The organism is Cryobacterium sp. Y82, assembly GCF_002929495.1.
Taxonomy (GTDB): domain Bacteria; phylum Actinomycetota; class Actinomycetes; order Actinomycetales; family Microbacteriaceae; genus Cryobacterium; species Cryobacterium serini.
The window spans coordinates 151,507-165,055 of the sequence record NZ_PJJJ01000034.1 but is presented as its reverse complement, the minus strand read 5'-3'; the positions used below and the strand labels follow the sequence as shown (position 1 = coordinate 165,055).

The 13,549-nt window shown below is 65.7% G+C and carries 17 protein-coding genes and 1 riboswitch; of the genes, 9 read left to right on the top strand and 8 right to left on the bottom strand.

Annotated elements, in window-relative coordinates:
* Positions 1 to 39: 39 nt before the first annotated feature.
* Together CXY70_RS11735 and CXY70_RS11730 are read right to left on the bottom strand one after the other, a co-directional pair.
* Entirely contained in the window at positions 40 to 1,317 is a 1,278-nt protein-coding gene (locus tag CXY70_RS11735; protein ID WP_233205908.1) for a multidrug effflux MFS transporter, read from the bottom strand.
* 23 nt (positions 1,318 to 1,340) lie between these two features.
* Positions 1,341 to 2,618 carry an ROK family transcriptional regulator gene (locus CXY70_RS11730; RefSeq protein WP_104192541.1) on the bottom strand — a complete coding sequence of 426 codons (1,278 nt, stop codon included), beginning with the start codon at positions 2,616 to 2,618 and terminating at the stop codon, positions 1,341 to 1,343.
* A gap of 137 nt (positions 2,619 to 2,755) precedes the next feature.
* Between CXY70_RS11730 and CXY70_RS11725 the strand changes: the two genes are divergently transcribed.
* From CXY70_RS11725 to CXY70_RS11705, 6 genes are all read left to right on the top strand, one after another.
* Positions 2,756 to 3,760 carry an aldo/keto reductase family protein gene (locus CXY70_RS11725; RefSeq protein ID WP_104192540.1) on the top strand — a complete coding sequence of 335 codons (1,005 nt, stop codon included), beginning with the start codon at positions 2,756 to 2,758 and terminating at the stop codon, positions 3,758 to 3,760.
* 35 nt (positions 3,761 to 3,795) lie between these two features.
* Positions 3,796 to 4,641, top strand: coding sequence for an NAD(P)-dependent oxidoreductase (locus tag CXY70_RS11720; RefSeq protein WP_104192539.1), 846 nt, complete (start codon positions 3,796 to 3,798; stop codon positions 4,639 to 4,641).
* Positions 4,642 to 4,786: 145 nt separating this feature from the next.
* On the top strand, positions 4,787 to 4,972 hold the full coding sequence (locus CXY70_RS17830; protein WP_158250971.1) for a hypothetical protein: 186 nt from the start codon (positions 4,787 to 4,789) through the stop codon (positions 4,970 to 4,972).
* On the top strand, positions 4,953 to 5,696 hold the full coding sequence (locus tag CXY70_RS11715) for an ROK family protein (protein ID WP_158250970.1): 744 nt from the start codon (positions 4,953 to 4,955) through the stop codon (positions 5,694 to 5,696). The genes CXY70_RS17830 and CXY70_RS11715 overlap by 20 nt, the downstream gene beginning before the upstream one ends.
* A 261-nt stretch (positions 5,697 to 5,957) precedes the next feature.
* Positions 5,958 to 6,842 carry a thioredoxin domain-containing protein gene (locus CXY70_RS11710; RefSeq protein WP_104192624.1) on the top strand — a complete coding sequence of 295 codons (885 nt, stop codon included), beginning with the start codon at positions 5,958 to 5,960 and terminating at the stop codon, positions 6,840 to 6,842.
* Positions 6,843 to 6,853: 11 nt separating this feature from the next.
* Positions 6,854 to 7,300, top strand: a complete 447-nt coding sequence (locus CXY70_RS11705) for a CHY zinc finger protein (protein WP_233205907.1) — start codon at positions 6,854 to 6,856, stop codon at positions 7,298 to 7,300.
* A 250-nt stretch (positions 7,301 to 7,550) separates the two neighbouring features.
* Here CXY70_RS11705 and crcB read toward each other — a convergent pair whose 3' ends face one another.
* The 3 genes from crcB to CXY70_RS11690 all read right to left on the bottom strand — a co-directional run bounded on the left by crcB (position 7,551) and on the right by CXY70_RS11690 (position 8,942).
* Positions 7,551 to 7,931, bottom strand: a complete 381-nt coding sequence (crcB, locus tag CXY70_RS11700; RefSeq protein WP_104192537.1) for a fluoride efflux transporter CrcB — start codon at positions 7,929 to 7,931, stop codon at positions 7,551 to 7,553.
* Complete coding sequence (locus tag CXY70_RS11695) at positions 7,928 to 8,374, bottom strand: CrcB family protein (protein ID WP_255412035.1); 447 nt, start codon at positions 8,372 to 8,374, stop codon at positions 7,928 to 7,930. Before CXY70_RS11695 ends, crcB begins: the two co-directional genes overlap by 4 nt.
* A gap of 47 nt (positions 8,375 to 8,421) precedes the next feature.
* A riboswitch (Fluoride riboswitch) is annotated at positions 8,422 to 8,491 on the bottom strand.
* A 94-nt stretch (positions 8,492 to 8,585) separates the two neighbouring features.
* A complete protein-coding gene (locus CXY70_RS11690; RefSeq protein WP_104192535.1) occupies positions 8,586 to 8,942 on the bottom strand; it encodes a helix-turn-helix transcriptional regulator in 357 nt (118 codons plus the stop codon).
* 146 nt (positions 8,943 to 9,088) lie between these two features.
* On the opposite strand from CXY70_RS11690, the gene arsB reads away from it, so the two are divergent.
* Genes arsB through CXY70_RS11675 form a run of 3 tightly spaced genes read left to right on the top strand, consistent with a single transcriptional unit; the run spans position 9,089 to position 11,222 of the window.
* Complete coding sequence (arsB, locus tag CXY70_RS11685; RefSeq protein ID WP_104192622.1) at positions 9,089 to 10,159, top strand: ACR3 family arsenite efflux transporter; 1,071 nt, start codon at positions 9,089 to 9,091, stop codon at positions 10,157 to 10,159.
* A gap of 16 nt (positions 10,160 to 10,175) precedes the next feature.
* Positions 10,176 to 10,580, top strand: coding sequence for an arsenate reductase ArsC (locus CXY70_RS11680; protein WP_104192534.1), 405 nt, complete (start codon positions 10,176 to 10,178; stop codon positions 10,578 to 10,580).
* A 3-nt stretch (positions 10,581 to 10,583) separates the two neighbouring features.
* Positions 10,584 to 11,222 carry an arsenate reductase ArsC gene (locus tag CXY70_RS11675; protein WP_104192533.1) on the top strand — a complete coding sequence of 213 codons (639 nt, stop codon included), beginning with the start codon at positions 10,584 to 10,586 and terminating at the stop codon, positions 11,220 to 11,222.
* A 48-nt stretch (positions 11,223 to 11,270) separates the two neighbouring features.
* Here the strand turns inward: CXY70_RS11675 and CXY70_RS11670 are convergent, their stop codons facing one another.
* Genes CXY70_RS11670 through CXY70_RS11660 form a run of 3 tightly spaced genes read right to left on the bottom strand, consistent with a single transcriptional unit; the run spans position 11,271 to position 13,493 of the window.
* Positions 11,271 to 11,537, bottom strand: coding sequence for a metal-sensitive transcriptional regulator (locus CXY70_RS11670; protein ID WP_104192532.1), 267 nt, complete (start codon positions 11,535 to 11,537; stop codon positions 11,271 to 11,273).
* Between the two features lies 1 nt (position 11,538).
* Positions 11,539 to 11,841 (bottom strand): rhodanese-like domain-containing protein, encoded by a 303-nt coding sequence (locus CXY70_RS11665; protein ID WP_104192531.1) that lies wholly within the window; start codon positions 11,839 to 11,841, stop codon positions 11,539 to 11,541.
* Positions 11,838 to 13,493 (bottom strand): FAD-dependent oxidoreductase, encoded by a 1,656-nt coding sequence (locus tag CXY70_RS11660; protein WP_104192530.1) that lies wholly within the window; start codon positions 13,491 to 13,493, stop codon positions 11,838 to 11,840. The genes CXY70_RS11665 and CXY70_RS11660 overlap by 4 nt, the downstream gene beginning before the upstream one ends.
* Positions 13,494 to 13,549: the final 56 nt, after the last annotated feature.

Genomic DNA, 13,549 nt, shown 5'->3' with positions numbered 1-13,549 from the left:
GCCCGGTCGGCGAATACCTCGAAAGGCGAGCGCCTCGGCCTAGCGGTCGAGCGCCGGAACGGTGCGCGGGCGCACAATCAGCCAGAGCGAAAGTATGGAGATCACGGCGGTGACGCCCATCACGGATGCCATCGGTATCGCCGTGCCCACTCCGAGCAGTCCCACAATCGGCGAGATCAGACCGGCCACACCGAAGTTGGCTGCGCCAAGCAACGAGGCTGCGGTTCCGGCCTCGTGTCCGTGGGCATTGAGCGCGATGACCTGCACGCTCGGCAGCGTGAAGCCGCAGGCCGCGATGAAGAACCAGAGCGGTACCAGGGTGCCCCACAGCCCAGCGCCAGCCAGGTCGAGCAGCACAATCGCACCGGCAGTGATCACCAGCACAACCGTGGAGACGGAAAGAATCCACTGCGGCCCAATGTTGGACCGGTGCATCAGGCGCGAGCTCAGCTGCACCCCGGTAACCACGCCGAGGGAGTTGACGGCGAACAGCAGGCCGTACTCCTGCGGACTGAACGCGTAAACGTCCTGGAACAGAAATGGCGAAGCCGACAGGTACGAGAACAATCCGGTGAACGTCATCGCCCCGATGATCGCGACGCCCACGAAGGTGCGGTCGCTCAGTACCGCTTTGTAGCGTTGGCCGAGGGTGCTGTGGCCGTTCGCGTGGCGTGCGCTTTCGGGCAGGGTTTCAACGATCCAGAAGGCGACGGCCATAATCACGATGACGCCGTAGGCGGCGAGTACCCAGAAGATGCCGCGCCAGCTCATGACGAGCAGCAGCTGCGAACCGATGACCGGCGCCAGCACCGGCGCGAGGCCACTGACCAGCGCGAGGCGGGAGAGCATCTTGACCAGCGGCTTGCCACCGAACAGATCGCGCACCATGGCCATGGCAACGACCGCGCCGGCCGCGGCGCCGAAGCCCTGCAGCACACGGAAGATGGCGAGCACGATGATGTCGTTCGACAGGGCGGCGCCGACGCAGGCGAGAATGTGCAGACCGGTCGCGAGCATGAGCGGCAGCCGTCGGCCGATCTTGTCGCTCCAGGGCCCCACAACCAGCTGGCCGAAACCAAAACCGATCATGGTTCCCGTCAGGGTGAGCTGAATGACCGATGGCAACACGCCGAATTCGCTTTCCAGAGTCGGAAAGGCCGGCAGATAGAGGTCGATGGTGAACGGGCCGAGCGCCGTGAGCGCCCCGAGAATAAGAATGTAGACAATGCGCTGGCGCCGAGTCAGTTTGTCTCCGGGGTGCGCGGCGGTGGAGGCGAGTTGCGCGGCGCTAACCACGGGGATACTGGCAGTAATCACGAAAACGGATGTCCTTGGCTGGTCTAGAGAGGCTGGATGGCGGCGGGCGGTGCGATTTCGGGCGACACGGCTGCGGGGGCACTCCCGGCCGCCCTTACGCTAAGCGGGGATAGGCCCGAACTATTCCCACTTTCGGACTGTGGATCGAGAAGCAGCGTTTCGAAGGCCAGTTCGGCGGCACCGATCAGGAGCAGATTCGAGCCGAGGATCGCGGGGGCGATCTTGACCTCGTCGAACGCAGCTCCGAGCGTCAGTGCGCCTACCGCGCGCGTCAGGCGCCCGGGGTCGACCGCATACAGCGCGGCGAGGAAGCCGCCCAGCACGATGAGTTCTGGGTTGAGGATGTTGACAGCGCCGGCCAGGGCGACGGCCAGAAAATCGAGCTGCCGATTCACTTCGGCGCGTACCGCGGGTACGTCGGAGGCGAGCAGTGCGCGTTCGAGGGTGTCCGCATCCGTTTCACCGGCGCAGAGGCCGAGCACCTCCAGGAGCGCGCCGCGGGCTACCTCGGCTTCGAGAGTGCCGGCGATACCGGCTGAGTCGGTGCGATAGCCCGCGCTGACCCAGGTGTGCCCGAATTCCCCCGCGTAGCCTGCCCGTCCGCCGGCCGCAACTCCCCCGACGACGAGACCGCCACCGATGCCGCTCGAGCCGCCATTGAGGTAGATGAGATCGGTCATTCCCTGGCCCGCTCCGAAATAGCGTTCCGCCGTGACGCCGAGGCTCGCGTCGTTGGCGGCCACGACGGGCAGACCGGTGACCGCGGCCAGCATCTCGCACAGAGGTACGTCAACCCAGCCGAGGTGTGGAGCGTCGCGAACCAGACCGTCGTGGGCGCGCACCAGGCCCGGCACGGCCACGCCCAGCCCGACTACGGAATAGTCACCGAGGCCGAGGCGCAGGTCAGCAATGATGCCCGCCGTAATAGTGACCGCCTCGGCGGCCGTCGGCGTGGTTGGCGTCGCGAAGCGGATGCTCCGGTGCACGACGCCACTGAGGGCGACAACGCCCACAGTGATCGCGTCGATTTCAGGATTCACCGCAATGGCCACGACGCGGTCGCTTGCCGCCACGATCGGGCTCGGTCGCCCGGCGAGCTTCGTGGGGTCGGGAGTGCGTTCCTCGACCAGGCCGCGTTCGACCAGTTCCGCGACCAGAGCGCCGATCGTCGACCGATTCAAGCCGGTCAGGCGGGTGAGCTGGGCGCGCGACGCTGCGCCATCGCGGTGCACGAGGCGCAGGATGATCGACAGGTTGTGCCTGCGCACATCGTCATGGTTATTGCCCTGAATGGCGTCCACTGCCCTCGGCTTCCCGCTCGCTTTTTTTTAGTCAGAAGTCAGGTTACTGCGCCGAACAAGCCCGACGGGTGATACGTTGCCAATGTCAACAAATCACCAAGGGCGCTGACAGGCACGAGGCGCCAGATAGGGACGTCATGGAGTTTCGATATCTCGGCAACAGTGGATTGAAAGTTTCGGAAATAACCTACGGTAACTGGCTCACCCACGGGTCCCAGATCGAGAATGACACCGCAACGGCCTGCGTGCGCGCGGCCCTCGACGCCGGAATCAGCTCGTTCGATACCGCAGACGTCTACGCCAATACCGTCGCCGAACAGGTGCTGGGCGATGCCCTCCGCGGTGAGCGCCGCCAGTCCCTTGAAATCTTCACCAAGGTCTTCGGTCCGACCGGCCCCAAGGGGCACAACGACACCGGCCTCTCCCGCAAGCACATCCTCGAGTCGATCGACGGCTCGCTCAGCCGGCTGCAAACGGATTACGTCGACCTCTATCAGGCCCACCGTTACGATGTGGAGACCCCGCTCGAGGAGACGATGCAGGCCTTTGCCGACATCGTGCGCCAGGGCAAGGCCCTGTACATCGGGGTGAGCGAGTGGAACGCCGAGCAGCTGCGCGCCGGCCACGCCCTCGCCACCGACCTCGGCATTCAGCTGATCTCCAACCAGCCGCAGTACTCGATGCTGTGGCGCGTGATTGAATCCGAGGTGGTTCCGGCCGCCGCAGAACTCGGCGTCTCGCAGATCGTCTGGTCCCCTGTGGCTCAGGGCGTGCTCACCGGCAAGTACCTGCCGGGTCAGGCGCCCCTCGCGGGCAGCCGGGCAACGGATGCCCAGGGCGGCGCCAACATGATCAAGCGTTGGATGAGCGAGCCGGTGCTCACCGGCGTGCAGAAATTGCGCCCCATCGCCGACGAGCTCGGCCTCACCATGGCGCAGCTGGCGCTCGCCTGGGTGCTGGCGAATAAGAACGTCGCATCCGCCATCATGGGGGCATCCCGGCCCGAGCAGGTCGCCGACAACGTGAAGGCCGCCGGTGTGCACCTCGACGCCGACGTGCTGGCGAGGATCGATGCTGCCGTGCGTGACCTGGCCGAGTTCGACCCGCGCAAGACCACCTCGCCGGAGCAGCGCGAGGTGTAAGCCAGCGGCATCCGCTATAAAATCAAGGAGTACTCATGAGAATTGCCGTCACCGGTGGCAGTGGCAAGCTCGGCCGCAGCGTTGTTGCGCGCCTCGCCAACGAGGGTCACGCCGTCACCAACCTCGACCGCGCGGGATCTCGCGGTGATGGCTTCACTACGATCGACCTGACCGATTATGGTCAGGTTATCGACGTGATGTTCGGCATCGACGACCGCACAGACGGGTTTGACGCGCTCGTGCATCTCGGGGCCATCCCGGCCCCTGGCCTTCTGCCCGATGTAGCCACTTTCCACAACAACATGCTCGCGACGTTCAACGTGTTCCAGGCGGCGCGGCGGGCGGGCATCAAGCGCATTGTCTATGCCTCGAGTGAGACGACCCTCGGTCTGCCATTCGACATCGACCCGCCGTACATTCCGGTTGACGAGGAGTACCCGGCCCGGCCGGAGAGCACATATTCGTTGGTGAAGCACCTCGAGGAGCAGATGGCTATCCAGTTCGTGCGCTGGGATCCACTATTGAGCATCACGGCGCTGCGCTTCTCCAACGTGATGGACGAGGACGACTACGCGGCCTTCCCTGCATTTAACGACGACGCCACCCTGCGCAAGTGGAACCTATGGGGCTACATCGACGGTCGCGACGGCGCCCAGGCCGTGCTGCGGGCGCTCGAACGGGCCCAGCCGGGCTTCGAGACGTTCATCATCGCGGCCGCCGACACGGTCATGAGCCGATCGAGCGCGAGCCTGGCCGCCGAGGTCTTTCCGAACGTCAAAGTCGCCAGGGCGGTCGGCGAACACGAGACCCTGTTATCGATCGACAAGGCGAAGCGGATGCTCGGCTTCACCCCCGAGCACAGCTGGCGCGACCACGTGTAGTTCTGCAAAGCTGATAGCTCACCTGGGCTCGTCCCTTGGAGTCGGCTGCCTCCACCGGCGGTAGACCGTCCGCTCGGGTTGCGCTCAACGCGCGCGCGTCGTCGCAGCAGCACAGTTTGGGGCGAGTCACGCGACAGTGGCCTTGATGGATCTGTCAGGGGAAGCGCTCATCTCGCAGCGCTCACAACGCGATATCGCATCCGGTCCTGCAGAATCACTCGATTGGATGACCGGTACCATCGCTGCCCTGCTGGAACAGACGAGTCATCGCAGCAAAGACCATCGCGATAGGGATCGGTTTGCCTGGTCCGGTGGAACACTCGACCGGTAGGCCGACGAGCCCCCCGATCATGCCTGGCTGGGACGGCTATGACGTTCCGAGCCACCTGCAGCGGGCCTTCGACGTCCCTGTCTTGGTCGACAACGACGTGAACGTAATGGCCCTGGGTGAGCAGTCGAAGGGCTGGCCCGAGGTCCGCAACTTGATGTTCGTCAAGATCTCGACGGGAATCGGCGCAGGAATCATCTCCGCCGGTTCTCTGCAGCGAGGAGAAGACGGAAGCGCCGGCGATATCGGTCACATCGCGATAACTCGTGGGGCAGGCATCATGTGCCGCTGCGGAAACTCCGGATGCCTCGAAGCCGTCGCCGGGATCCCGGCGGTCATGGCCAATCTTCGCGCAACGGGGATCGAGCTGTCATCCGTCGACCAGCTCATTGCTCTGGCCAAAACCGGCGACCTGAGTGCGATGCGAGCGATCAGACAAGCCGGTCGCGACGTTGGCGAAGTGCCCAACATGTGCGTGAGTATCTTCAACCCGTCCGTCATCGTAGTCGGCGGCGCGCTGTCCGAGCTCAGTGACCAGTTGATTGCCGGCATCCGCGAAGTCGTGTACTCCCGCTTTATGCCGTTGGCCACCCAGAACCTCACTATCGCAGCATCCCGAGCGGGGACAAACGCTGGAGCGATCGGTGCCGGCATCATGGCGATCGAATACGCACTTGCCCCCGAACAAATCAACAAGGCACAAATGAGTGGCGCATCCGTAAGCTGATTTGTTTGCGACAACGGAGCGTCAGGGATCCAACAATGGAGTCTTGGGTCGATGTTTGATGAAACTCAAAGTAACTAGTCAGGTCCTTGGCGATGGCAAGACGTTGCTCGTTTGCTGGATTCCCGGCCGGCCACGGTCATCCGGAACCGCCCGCGTGCGGGTCTGCTCCCACCCAGTTCCCAGCCCGTCTGAACCGCAGCGTTAGGCAGGGCCGCTAACGTCGTAGGTAACAGCAGCGACGAACGAATGGTGAACTTCCGCATGAGCGCTTCCGGCCAGGCCCGTCCGCCCAAGAAAGACCGCCGCGAAGACGCCCGCGAGACCGCGCGTCTCATGCGCGCCGAGCAGGTCAAGCGGGACAAACGCCGACGACTCTTTCTGCGCGGGGGCATCGGCATCGGCCTACTCGCCGTGGTGGCCATCGTTGCCGTGGTCATCGTGAACAACGTCACCGCCAAGGCGGCGCCGGGCCCGGCCAACATGGCCAGCGACGGCATCCTGCTCGGCAGCGACGGCACCACGGTATCCGCCGCCACGACGGCCGCCCTCGAGGCTGACGCCGACCCCATCGCCACCGACCAGAGCGCACTTTCCGACACGGCCAACATCGTGATGTACGTCGACTACCTGTGCCCGATCTGTGGCGACTTCGAGTCCACCAACGGCGAACAGATCACCGGCTGGGTCACCGCTGGAAACGCCACGGTCGAGATCCACCCGATCTCGATTCTCGACCGGCTGTCGTCGGGCACCGAATACGCCACCCGCGCCGCAAACGCGGCCGCCTGCGTGGCCAACTATGACCCCAACAACTTTCTCGACTTCAACGCGGCCATGTTCGCCGATCAGCCCGCCGAGAACACAACCGGCCGGACCGATGCCGAGCTGACCAGCCTCGCCCAGGGAGCCGGGGTGACCTCCAGCAACGTCGCCAGCTGCATCGCCGACCAGACCTACTCCGATTGGGTCGACGCCTCGACGCAGCGCGCGCTCGACGGCCCGATTCCTAATTCCAACATTGACGCAGTCGAGGGAACCCCGACGGTGCTGGTGAACGGCGTGAAGTACTCGGGCTCCAACAGCGATGCCGCTTCCTTCGAAGCCTTCGTCACTGAGCAGATGATCGCTGCAGGAACGGCAGAATAGCGACCCTGGGGATGCCTGCAGACAGCGCGGTGCCTAAGCCGTCCGAACGCTCGATGAGTGCGGCCGCCGGTAGGGCGACCCCGACGAATGGCGGCGTGGCGTCCACCGGAACGGATGCTGCGCCGCACGTGTTCGGGGCGGTTCTCGATTTGGCGACCCGGTGCATCCACTTTCATTCGGAGCTGGACATCGTGGCGATCAGGTTCGCCTGCTGCCGGCGCTACTACCCGTGCTTTCAGTGCCACGATGAGGCCGTGCGGCTAGAGTCCGTTCCGCATGCGGCTCGGCGGTGGCCGAAATCCGAGTGGTCGGAGCTTGCGATTCTATGCGGAGCCTGCCACCGCGAGCTCAGCATCGCTGAGTATCGCCGGGTCGAACGCTGTCTGCACTGCGCCGCCGAATTCAACCCCGGCTGCCGGCTGCACGCCCACCTTTATTTCGAGGAGTCCGCCGGGTGACCGGCCCACCTACCGGGAGTCGACGCGTTCGACCCAGTGAATGCTGACCAGCTTCTGCGAGACGACGCAATCAGCCCCATGAACACGGGCTACCCGACGCGAGACGACACGTTCGGCCCCATGAGTGTTGACCAAGGGGCTGAATATGACATCTCGGTGTGTGCGCACCCACCCTCGCGAGGAGCCACCAAAAGTCCGTGCTTCCGCTGACCGGGGCGGCCGGCAGCGCCGTGCCCCGCTGTTCGAGAAGCTAGCCGAGCGTGAGCCCGGCCCACAGACCGAACGCCGCCGCGACAACGGATGCCGCCAGCATGCCGATCCCGTTGGCCAGCGCGGCCAGATACCGCCGTTGCTGGGCTAGCCGAACGGTCTCGAAACTAGCCGCGCTGAACGTCGTGTACCCGCCGAGCAGGCCGACGCCGAGCACGAGGCTCCATTCCGGCGCGATCAGGTGGTTCATCGCGAGGCCGGTGACGAGGCCGAGCAGCAGCGAGCCGCTCACATTGATGATGGTTGTGCCGTACGGAAACGCGCCACCAAGACGGGCGCGCACGAGGCCGTCCAGAAACAGCCGGGCGGACGCACCCAGGCCCCCAGCCGCAGCGACTGCCAGGAACAGGAGCGGGGTCATCCGTTTTCCCCTCGAGCGGGTGCGCCGCCACCGACCGCGCGCCGGTGCAACGCCGCGCCCAGCACGATTCCGAGCCAGGTAGCGAGCCCGCCAAGCAGTACCGTGCCCAGCGCATAGCCAATGGCCGCTCCGATGGCGCCGCCGTGAAGGAGCAGGGCGCTGTCGGTGGCGAGGGCGCTGTAGGTCGTGAATCCGCCGAGCAGGCCCGTACCGAGCAGCAGACGCGCGGTACGGCGGCCGCCGGCGTCGGGTCCGGGGCGCACGAGCGCCTCGAGCAGCAACCCGAGCAGCAGGGCTCCGAGTACGTTGATACCGAGGATAGTCAGCGGCAGGTGGGCGCCCGCGGCAAGATCGACCGGCGGCAACAGCAGCCCGAGCGCTTGGCGGAGGGCGGTGCCCGCGGTTCCGCCGAGAAAGACGAGGCCGAGGTAGCGCCAGCGCAGGTGTACGGCTCGTGGCCTGTTCGTGGCGATGGTTCACCTACCTGTTGCACTCAGCAGGAACCATCAGCGCGGGCAGTTTGAGCGGATGCTCGGGCGGGATCCATCGCCGTGGCCAGAATACGCCCCACCGGTGCACGTATCGAAGACCAGCGGCCTCGAATGATCGTGCAGGTCGAACGGATGCTGCGGAGCGAGCAGACCAAACCGTGCGTCAGACCGCAGCAAGCACCCCGGCGACGGAGTTCAGCGAACCGGGCACCAGACTGTAGTACGACCAGGTGCCGCGCTTAACCCGGGTGAGAAACCCCGCGTCGACGAGAACCTTGAGATGGTGCGAAATGGTCGGCTGGCTCAACGTGAGCTGGTCGGTCAGGTCGCACACGCAGGCCTCGGCGGCGGCGTGGGCGGCCACAATCGAGATGATGCGCAGCCGCGCCGGGTCAGCGAGCGCCTTGAGCGAGCGCGCGAGGGTCTCAGCGTGTTCGGGGGCGATGGCCGCGCGAGCCAACGAGGAGGTGCAGGCATCCGCTGAAATGTCGGTCAGGGGCAGGGTCTGGGTCACCATCATCTGAGCACATCCTCCTTGGATTGACATTAGTCGATGTAATGTCTTAGCGTTAGCATCGACAACGATCAATGTTACCGCGAATCGCTGTCGTCGACACTTGGAGATTCGTGAGCAGCACAGTTATCGCCCCCACCCGGCTCGGCGCGATGGACCGGCTGCTGCCGGTCTGGATTCTCGCCGCCATGGGCCTCGGCCTGCTGCTGGCCGTGTTCGTGCCGGCCGTCGGTGACGTACTGCACGCATTCACCATCGGGTCGATCAGCGTGCCGATCGCCATCGGACTGCTCATCATGATGTACCCGGTGCTCGCCAAGGTGCGCTACACGGATGCCCGTGCCGTCGCCGCCGACAAGCGCCTGCTGGTCTCCTCCCTGCTGCTGAATTGGCTGGTCGGGCCCGCGCTCATGTTTGCCCTGGCCTGGATTTTTCTGCCCGATCTGCCGGAATACCGCACCGGGCTCATCATCGTCGGCCTCGCCCGCTGCATCGCCATGGTGCTGATCTGGAACGACCTGGCCTGCGGCGACCGCGAAGCTGCGGCCTTCCTCGTGGCCGTGAACTCCGTCTTTCAGGTCGTGGCGTTCGGCGCCCTCGGCTGGTTCTACCTGCAAATACTGCCGGGCTGGCTCGGTCTGCCGACGACGAGCGCCGAGTTCTCGATCTGGGCGATCACCGTGAGCGTGTTGGTGTTCCTCGGCATCCCGCTGCTGGCCGGTTACCTATCCCGTCGCATCGGCGAGGCTCGCCGTGGCCGCGCCTGGTACGAGGCTAAGTTTTTGCCCCGGGTCGGCCCGTTCGCCCTCTGGGGGCTGCTGTTCACGATCGTGATGCTGTTCGCCCTGCAGGGCCAGCAGGTCATCGACCACCCCGGCGATGTCGCGCGGATCGCACTTCCGATGCTGGTCTACTTCGCGGTGATGTTCCTGGTCGGTTTTCTCACCGGACGCCTGCTGCGTATGACCTACGAGCGCACCACGACGCTCGCCTTCACCGCCGCCGGCAACAACTTCGAACTCGCCATCGCCGTCGCGATCGGAACCTTCGGCGCGCTCAGCGGCCAGGCCCTGGCCGGCATCGTCGGTCCGCTGATCGAGGTTCCGGCCCTCGTCGCCCTCGTCTACGTCTCCCTGTGGCTGAAGCCCCGCCTGTTTCCCGAGCGGATTCCGGCGGCCGACCTGCCGACGCTGGCCGCCGCATCCGTTCGTACCCACGTCTAAACGAAAGAAGACCCCAATGAAACCCTCCGTACTGTTCGTCTGCGTGCACAATGCCGGCCGCTCACAGATGGCCGCCGGCTACCTCACCGCACTCGCGCAGGGACGCGTCGACGTGTTCTCGGCCGGCTCCGAGCCGAAGGACCAGATCAACCCGGTGGCGATCGCCGCGATGGCCGAGGAGGGCATCGATATCGCGGGCAACGTGCCGAAGATTCTCACGACCGAGGCCGTCAGGCAGTCCGATGTGGTCATCACGATGGGCTGCGGCGACGCCTGCCCGATCTTTCCCGGCAAGCGCTACGAGGACTGGCTGCTGGACGACCCGGCCGGCCAGGGCATCGAGAGCGTGCGCCCCATTCGTGACGAAATCAAGGCGCGCGTCGAGGCGCTCCTCGCCGAGATTCTTCCGGTCGAGGCTTAGACCATGCTTCCCGGCCTCAGCTATCCCGAAGAGTCCCTCAAGCGACTCGCCGGCGACCTGGCCGAGCGCTTTCACGGCGTTTTCGCCACCGAAACCGTTGAACGTTACGTGCTCGAGTCCTACACCGGGCTGCTGCGCACCTCGAGCGTGAAGGCACACCTCACCACCCGCACGGCGCGGTTTTCGCTCGAGCGCCTCACCGCGCTCGCCCAGGCCAAGGGCGCCATCGAGCGTGCGGTACCCGAAGTGCTTTTCGTCTGCGAGCAGAATGCCGGCCGGTCGCAGATGGCTGCGGTGTTCACCAACACACTGTCCGGTGGCGCCGTGCACGTGCGCTCGGCGGGATCGATGCCGTCGTCGGAGCTGGACCCCACAATGGTCGCGGTCATGACCGAGCTCGGTCTGTCGCTCGACGAGTCGTTCCCGAAGCCCCTCACCGACGATGTCGTGCAGGCGGCCGACGTCGTGATCACCATGGGGTGCGGCGACGCCTGCCCGATCTATCCCGGCAAACGCTACGTGGACTGGAAACTCGTCGACCCGGCGGGTCAGCCGATCGACGAGGTGCGGCGCATCCGCGACCAGGTCAAGGGCAATGTCATCGAGATGCTTGCCGGCCTCGGAGTGCCCGCCGCGGTCTGAGTCCCGCCCGTTCCACCCCCGGGGAGCGGATGCCCCACACCCCCACCGCTACGCTAGCGTCAGGAACAACTTCTCGAGCTCCGCCACCGTGAGCGAGTTCTCGTCGTCTGGGTTCTCCAGGCAGTCGCGCATCGCGGTCGACACGATGACGAAACCCGCTTTGTCGAGCGCACTCGACACGGCGGCGAGCTGCGTGACGACGTCGCGGCAGTTGCCGCCACCCTCGACCGCGGCAATCACAGCGGTCAGCTGTCCCTGCGCCCGGCGCAACCGGTTGAGAACCTTTTTCTGCTCGGCGACCCGAACGTCGTCCACTTCAGGCCCCCTGCTCGGTCGGAAGCCCAGCCTGCTGCCAGGCCGTCGTCCCGCCGGCAATGTTCACGGCATCATGGCCGCGGGCCGCGAGGTACTCGGCCACCTGCGCACTGCGACCGCCGAGGGCGCAGATGACGTGCACCGGAACATCCGCTGGAATCTCGCCGATTCGAGCCACGACCTCGCCCATCGGAATATGCACGACTCCGGGCACGTGGGCGGCTTCATACTCCCACGGTTCGCGCACGTCGATGACGACGGGTTCGGTGAGGGCTGACAGCTCCGTGACGGTGATTTCTTTCATGCGAGGGCTCTTTCCAAAATGGGTGAAGTGACAGTTCCGGCCAGCCAGGTGCGGTAGCCGCCGTCGAGGTTCTGCACGTCGAAACCGTGCTGGGTGAGGATGCGCGCGGCGGTGTGGCCGCGCTGGCCGACCTGGCAGTGCACGATCAGCGGCACCCGCGGCAGCTCGACGAGCCGCTCGCGCAGGTCGTCGAGCGACAGGTTGATCGCGCCCGGGATGCTGCCAGCGGCAAATTCCCCGGCCGATCGCACGTCGACGATTACGGCGCCTGCCGCGCGTGCCGCCTCCAATTCGTGCCATTGCAGGTTCACGCTCGTGCCCTGGGCGAGGTTTGAAGCGACGTAGCCGAGCTGGTTGATCGGGTCTTTCGCCGAGGCATACTGCGGCGCGTAGGCGAGTTCGAGACGCGTCAAAGCGGATGCCCCCAGCCCCGCCGCCATCGCGACCGCCAGCACGTCGATGCGCTTGTCCACCCCAGCGCCGCCCACAATCTGCGCGCCCAAAATGGCGTCAGTCTCAGCATCGATGAGCAGCTTGATCGACATTCCCTCGGCGCCGGGGAAGTAGCCCGCGTGGTTGGCCGGGTGCGTGTGCACGATGCGGTGGGCGCGCCCGGCGGCGACGAGGCGTTTCTCGTTCCAGCCGACCAGCGCTATGGTGAGGCCGAAGATCCCGAGGATTCCAGTACCGAGGGCCGGGGCGGCCTGCTCGGGGGTGCCTGCGATACTGTCGGCGACCGAGCGGCCGTGGCGGTTGGCGAGTCCGGCCATGGTGACGAGGGTGCCGGAGCCGTTTCCAGCATCCGTTTTCTCGACACCGTCGCCGACCGCGAAGATGAGCGGATCGCTGGTGGCCTGCGTGCCGTCGACCCAGACGCCGCCGCTCGCGCCGATGCGGAGGCCGGCCTGCTGGGCGAGGGTCACGTCGGGGCGCACGCCGCTCGCGTCGATCACGAGGTCGGCCGGCACGGTCGTGCCGTCGCTCAGGGCGACCGTGCCTGATGCGACGGAACCGGTCACGGTCGTGTTCAGGCGCACGTCGACGCCGCGCTCGCGCAGGCGATCAAGCACTGGCGCGGCCATTTCAGGGTCGAGCGGGGTGAAGATCTGCGGCCCGCGCTGCACGAGGGTTACCTGAACGCCGCGCTGCACGAGGTTTTCGACGGCTTCGAGGCCGATGAATCCGCCGCCGATCACGACAGCGGATGCCGCTGCGACACTCGTCAGCACCGCGTTGATGTGGTCGACGTCGTCGACGGTGCGCAGCGTGTGGGTGGGAATCGTGCTTTCAGTCGCCCCCGAGCGGGCCGAGGCACCGGCGGCGAGCACAAGGCGGTCGTAGTGCTCGACGCTCTCTTCATCGGTGAGCAGGTTGCGCACGGAGACGGTCTGGGCCGTTCGGTCGATGTGCACGACCTCGGTGTCGATGCGCACGTCGAGCGCGAAGCGGGCCTCGAGGGATTCGGGGGTCTGCAACAGCAGTTCATCGCGACGACGGATGACTCCCCCCACGAAATACGGCAGGCCACAGTTCGCGAACGATACGTAGTGTCCGCGCTCGAACACGATGATCTCGGCACTCTCGTCGAGCCGGCGCAACCTGGTGGCCGCCGACATTCCGCCCGCAACTCCGCCTACAATAATGATTTTCACGTGTGCCTCCAAAGCAAATATACCCCAGAGGGTATCCACGCGCAAGGTGACGGGGT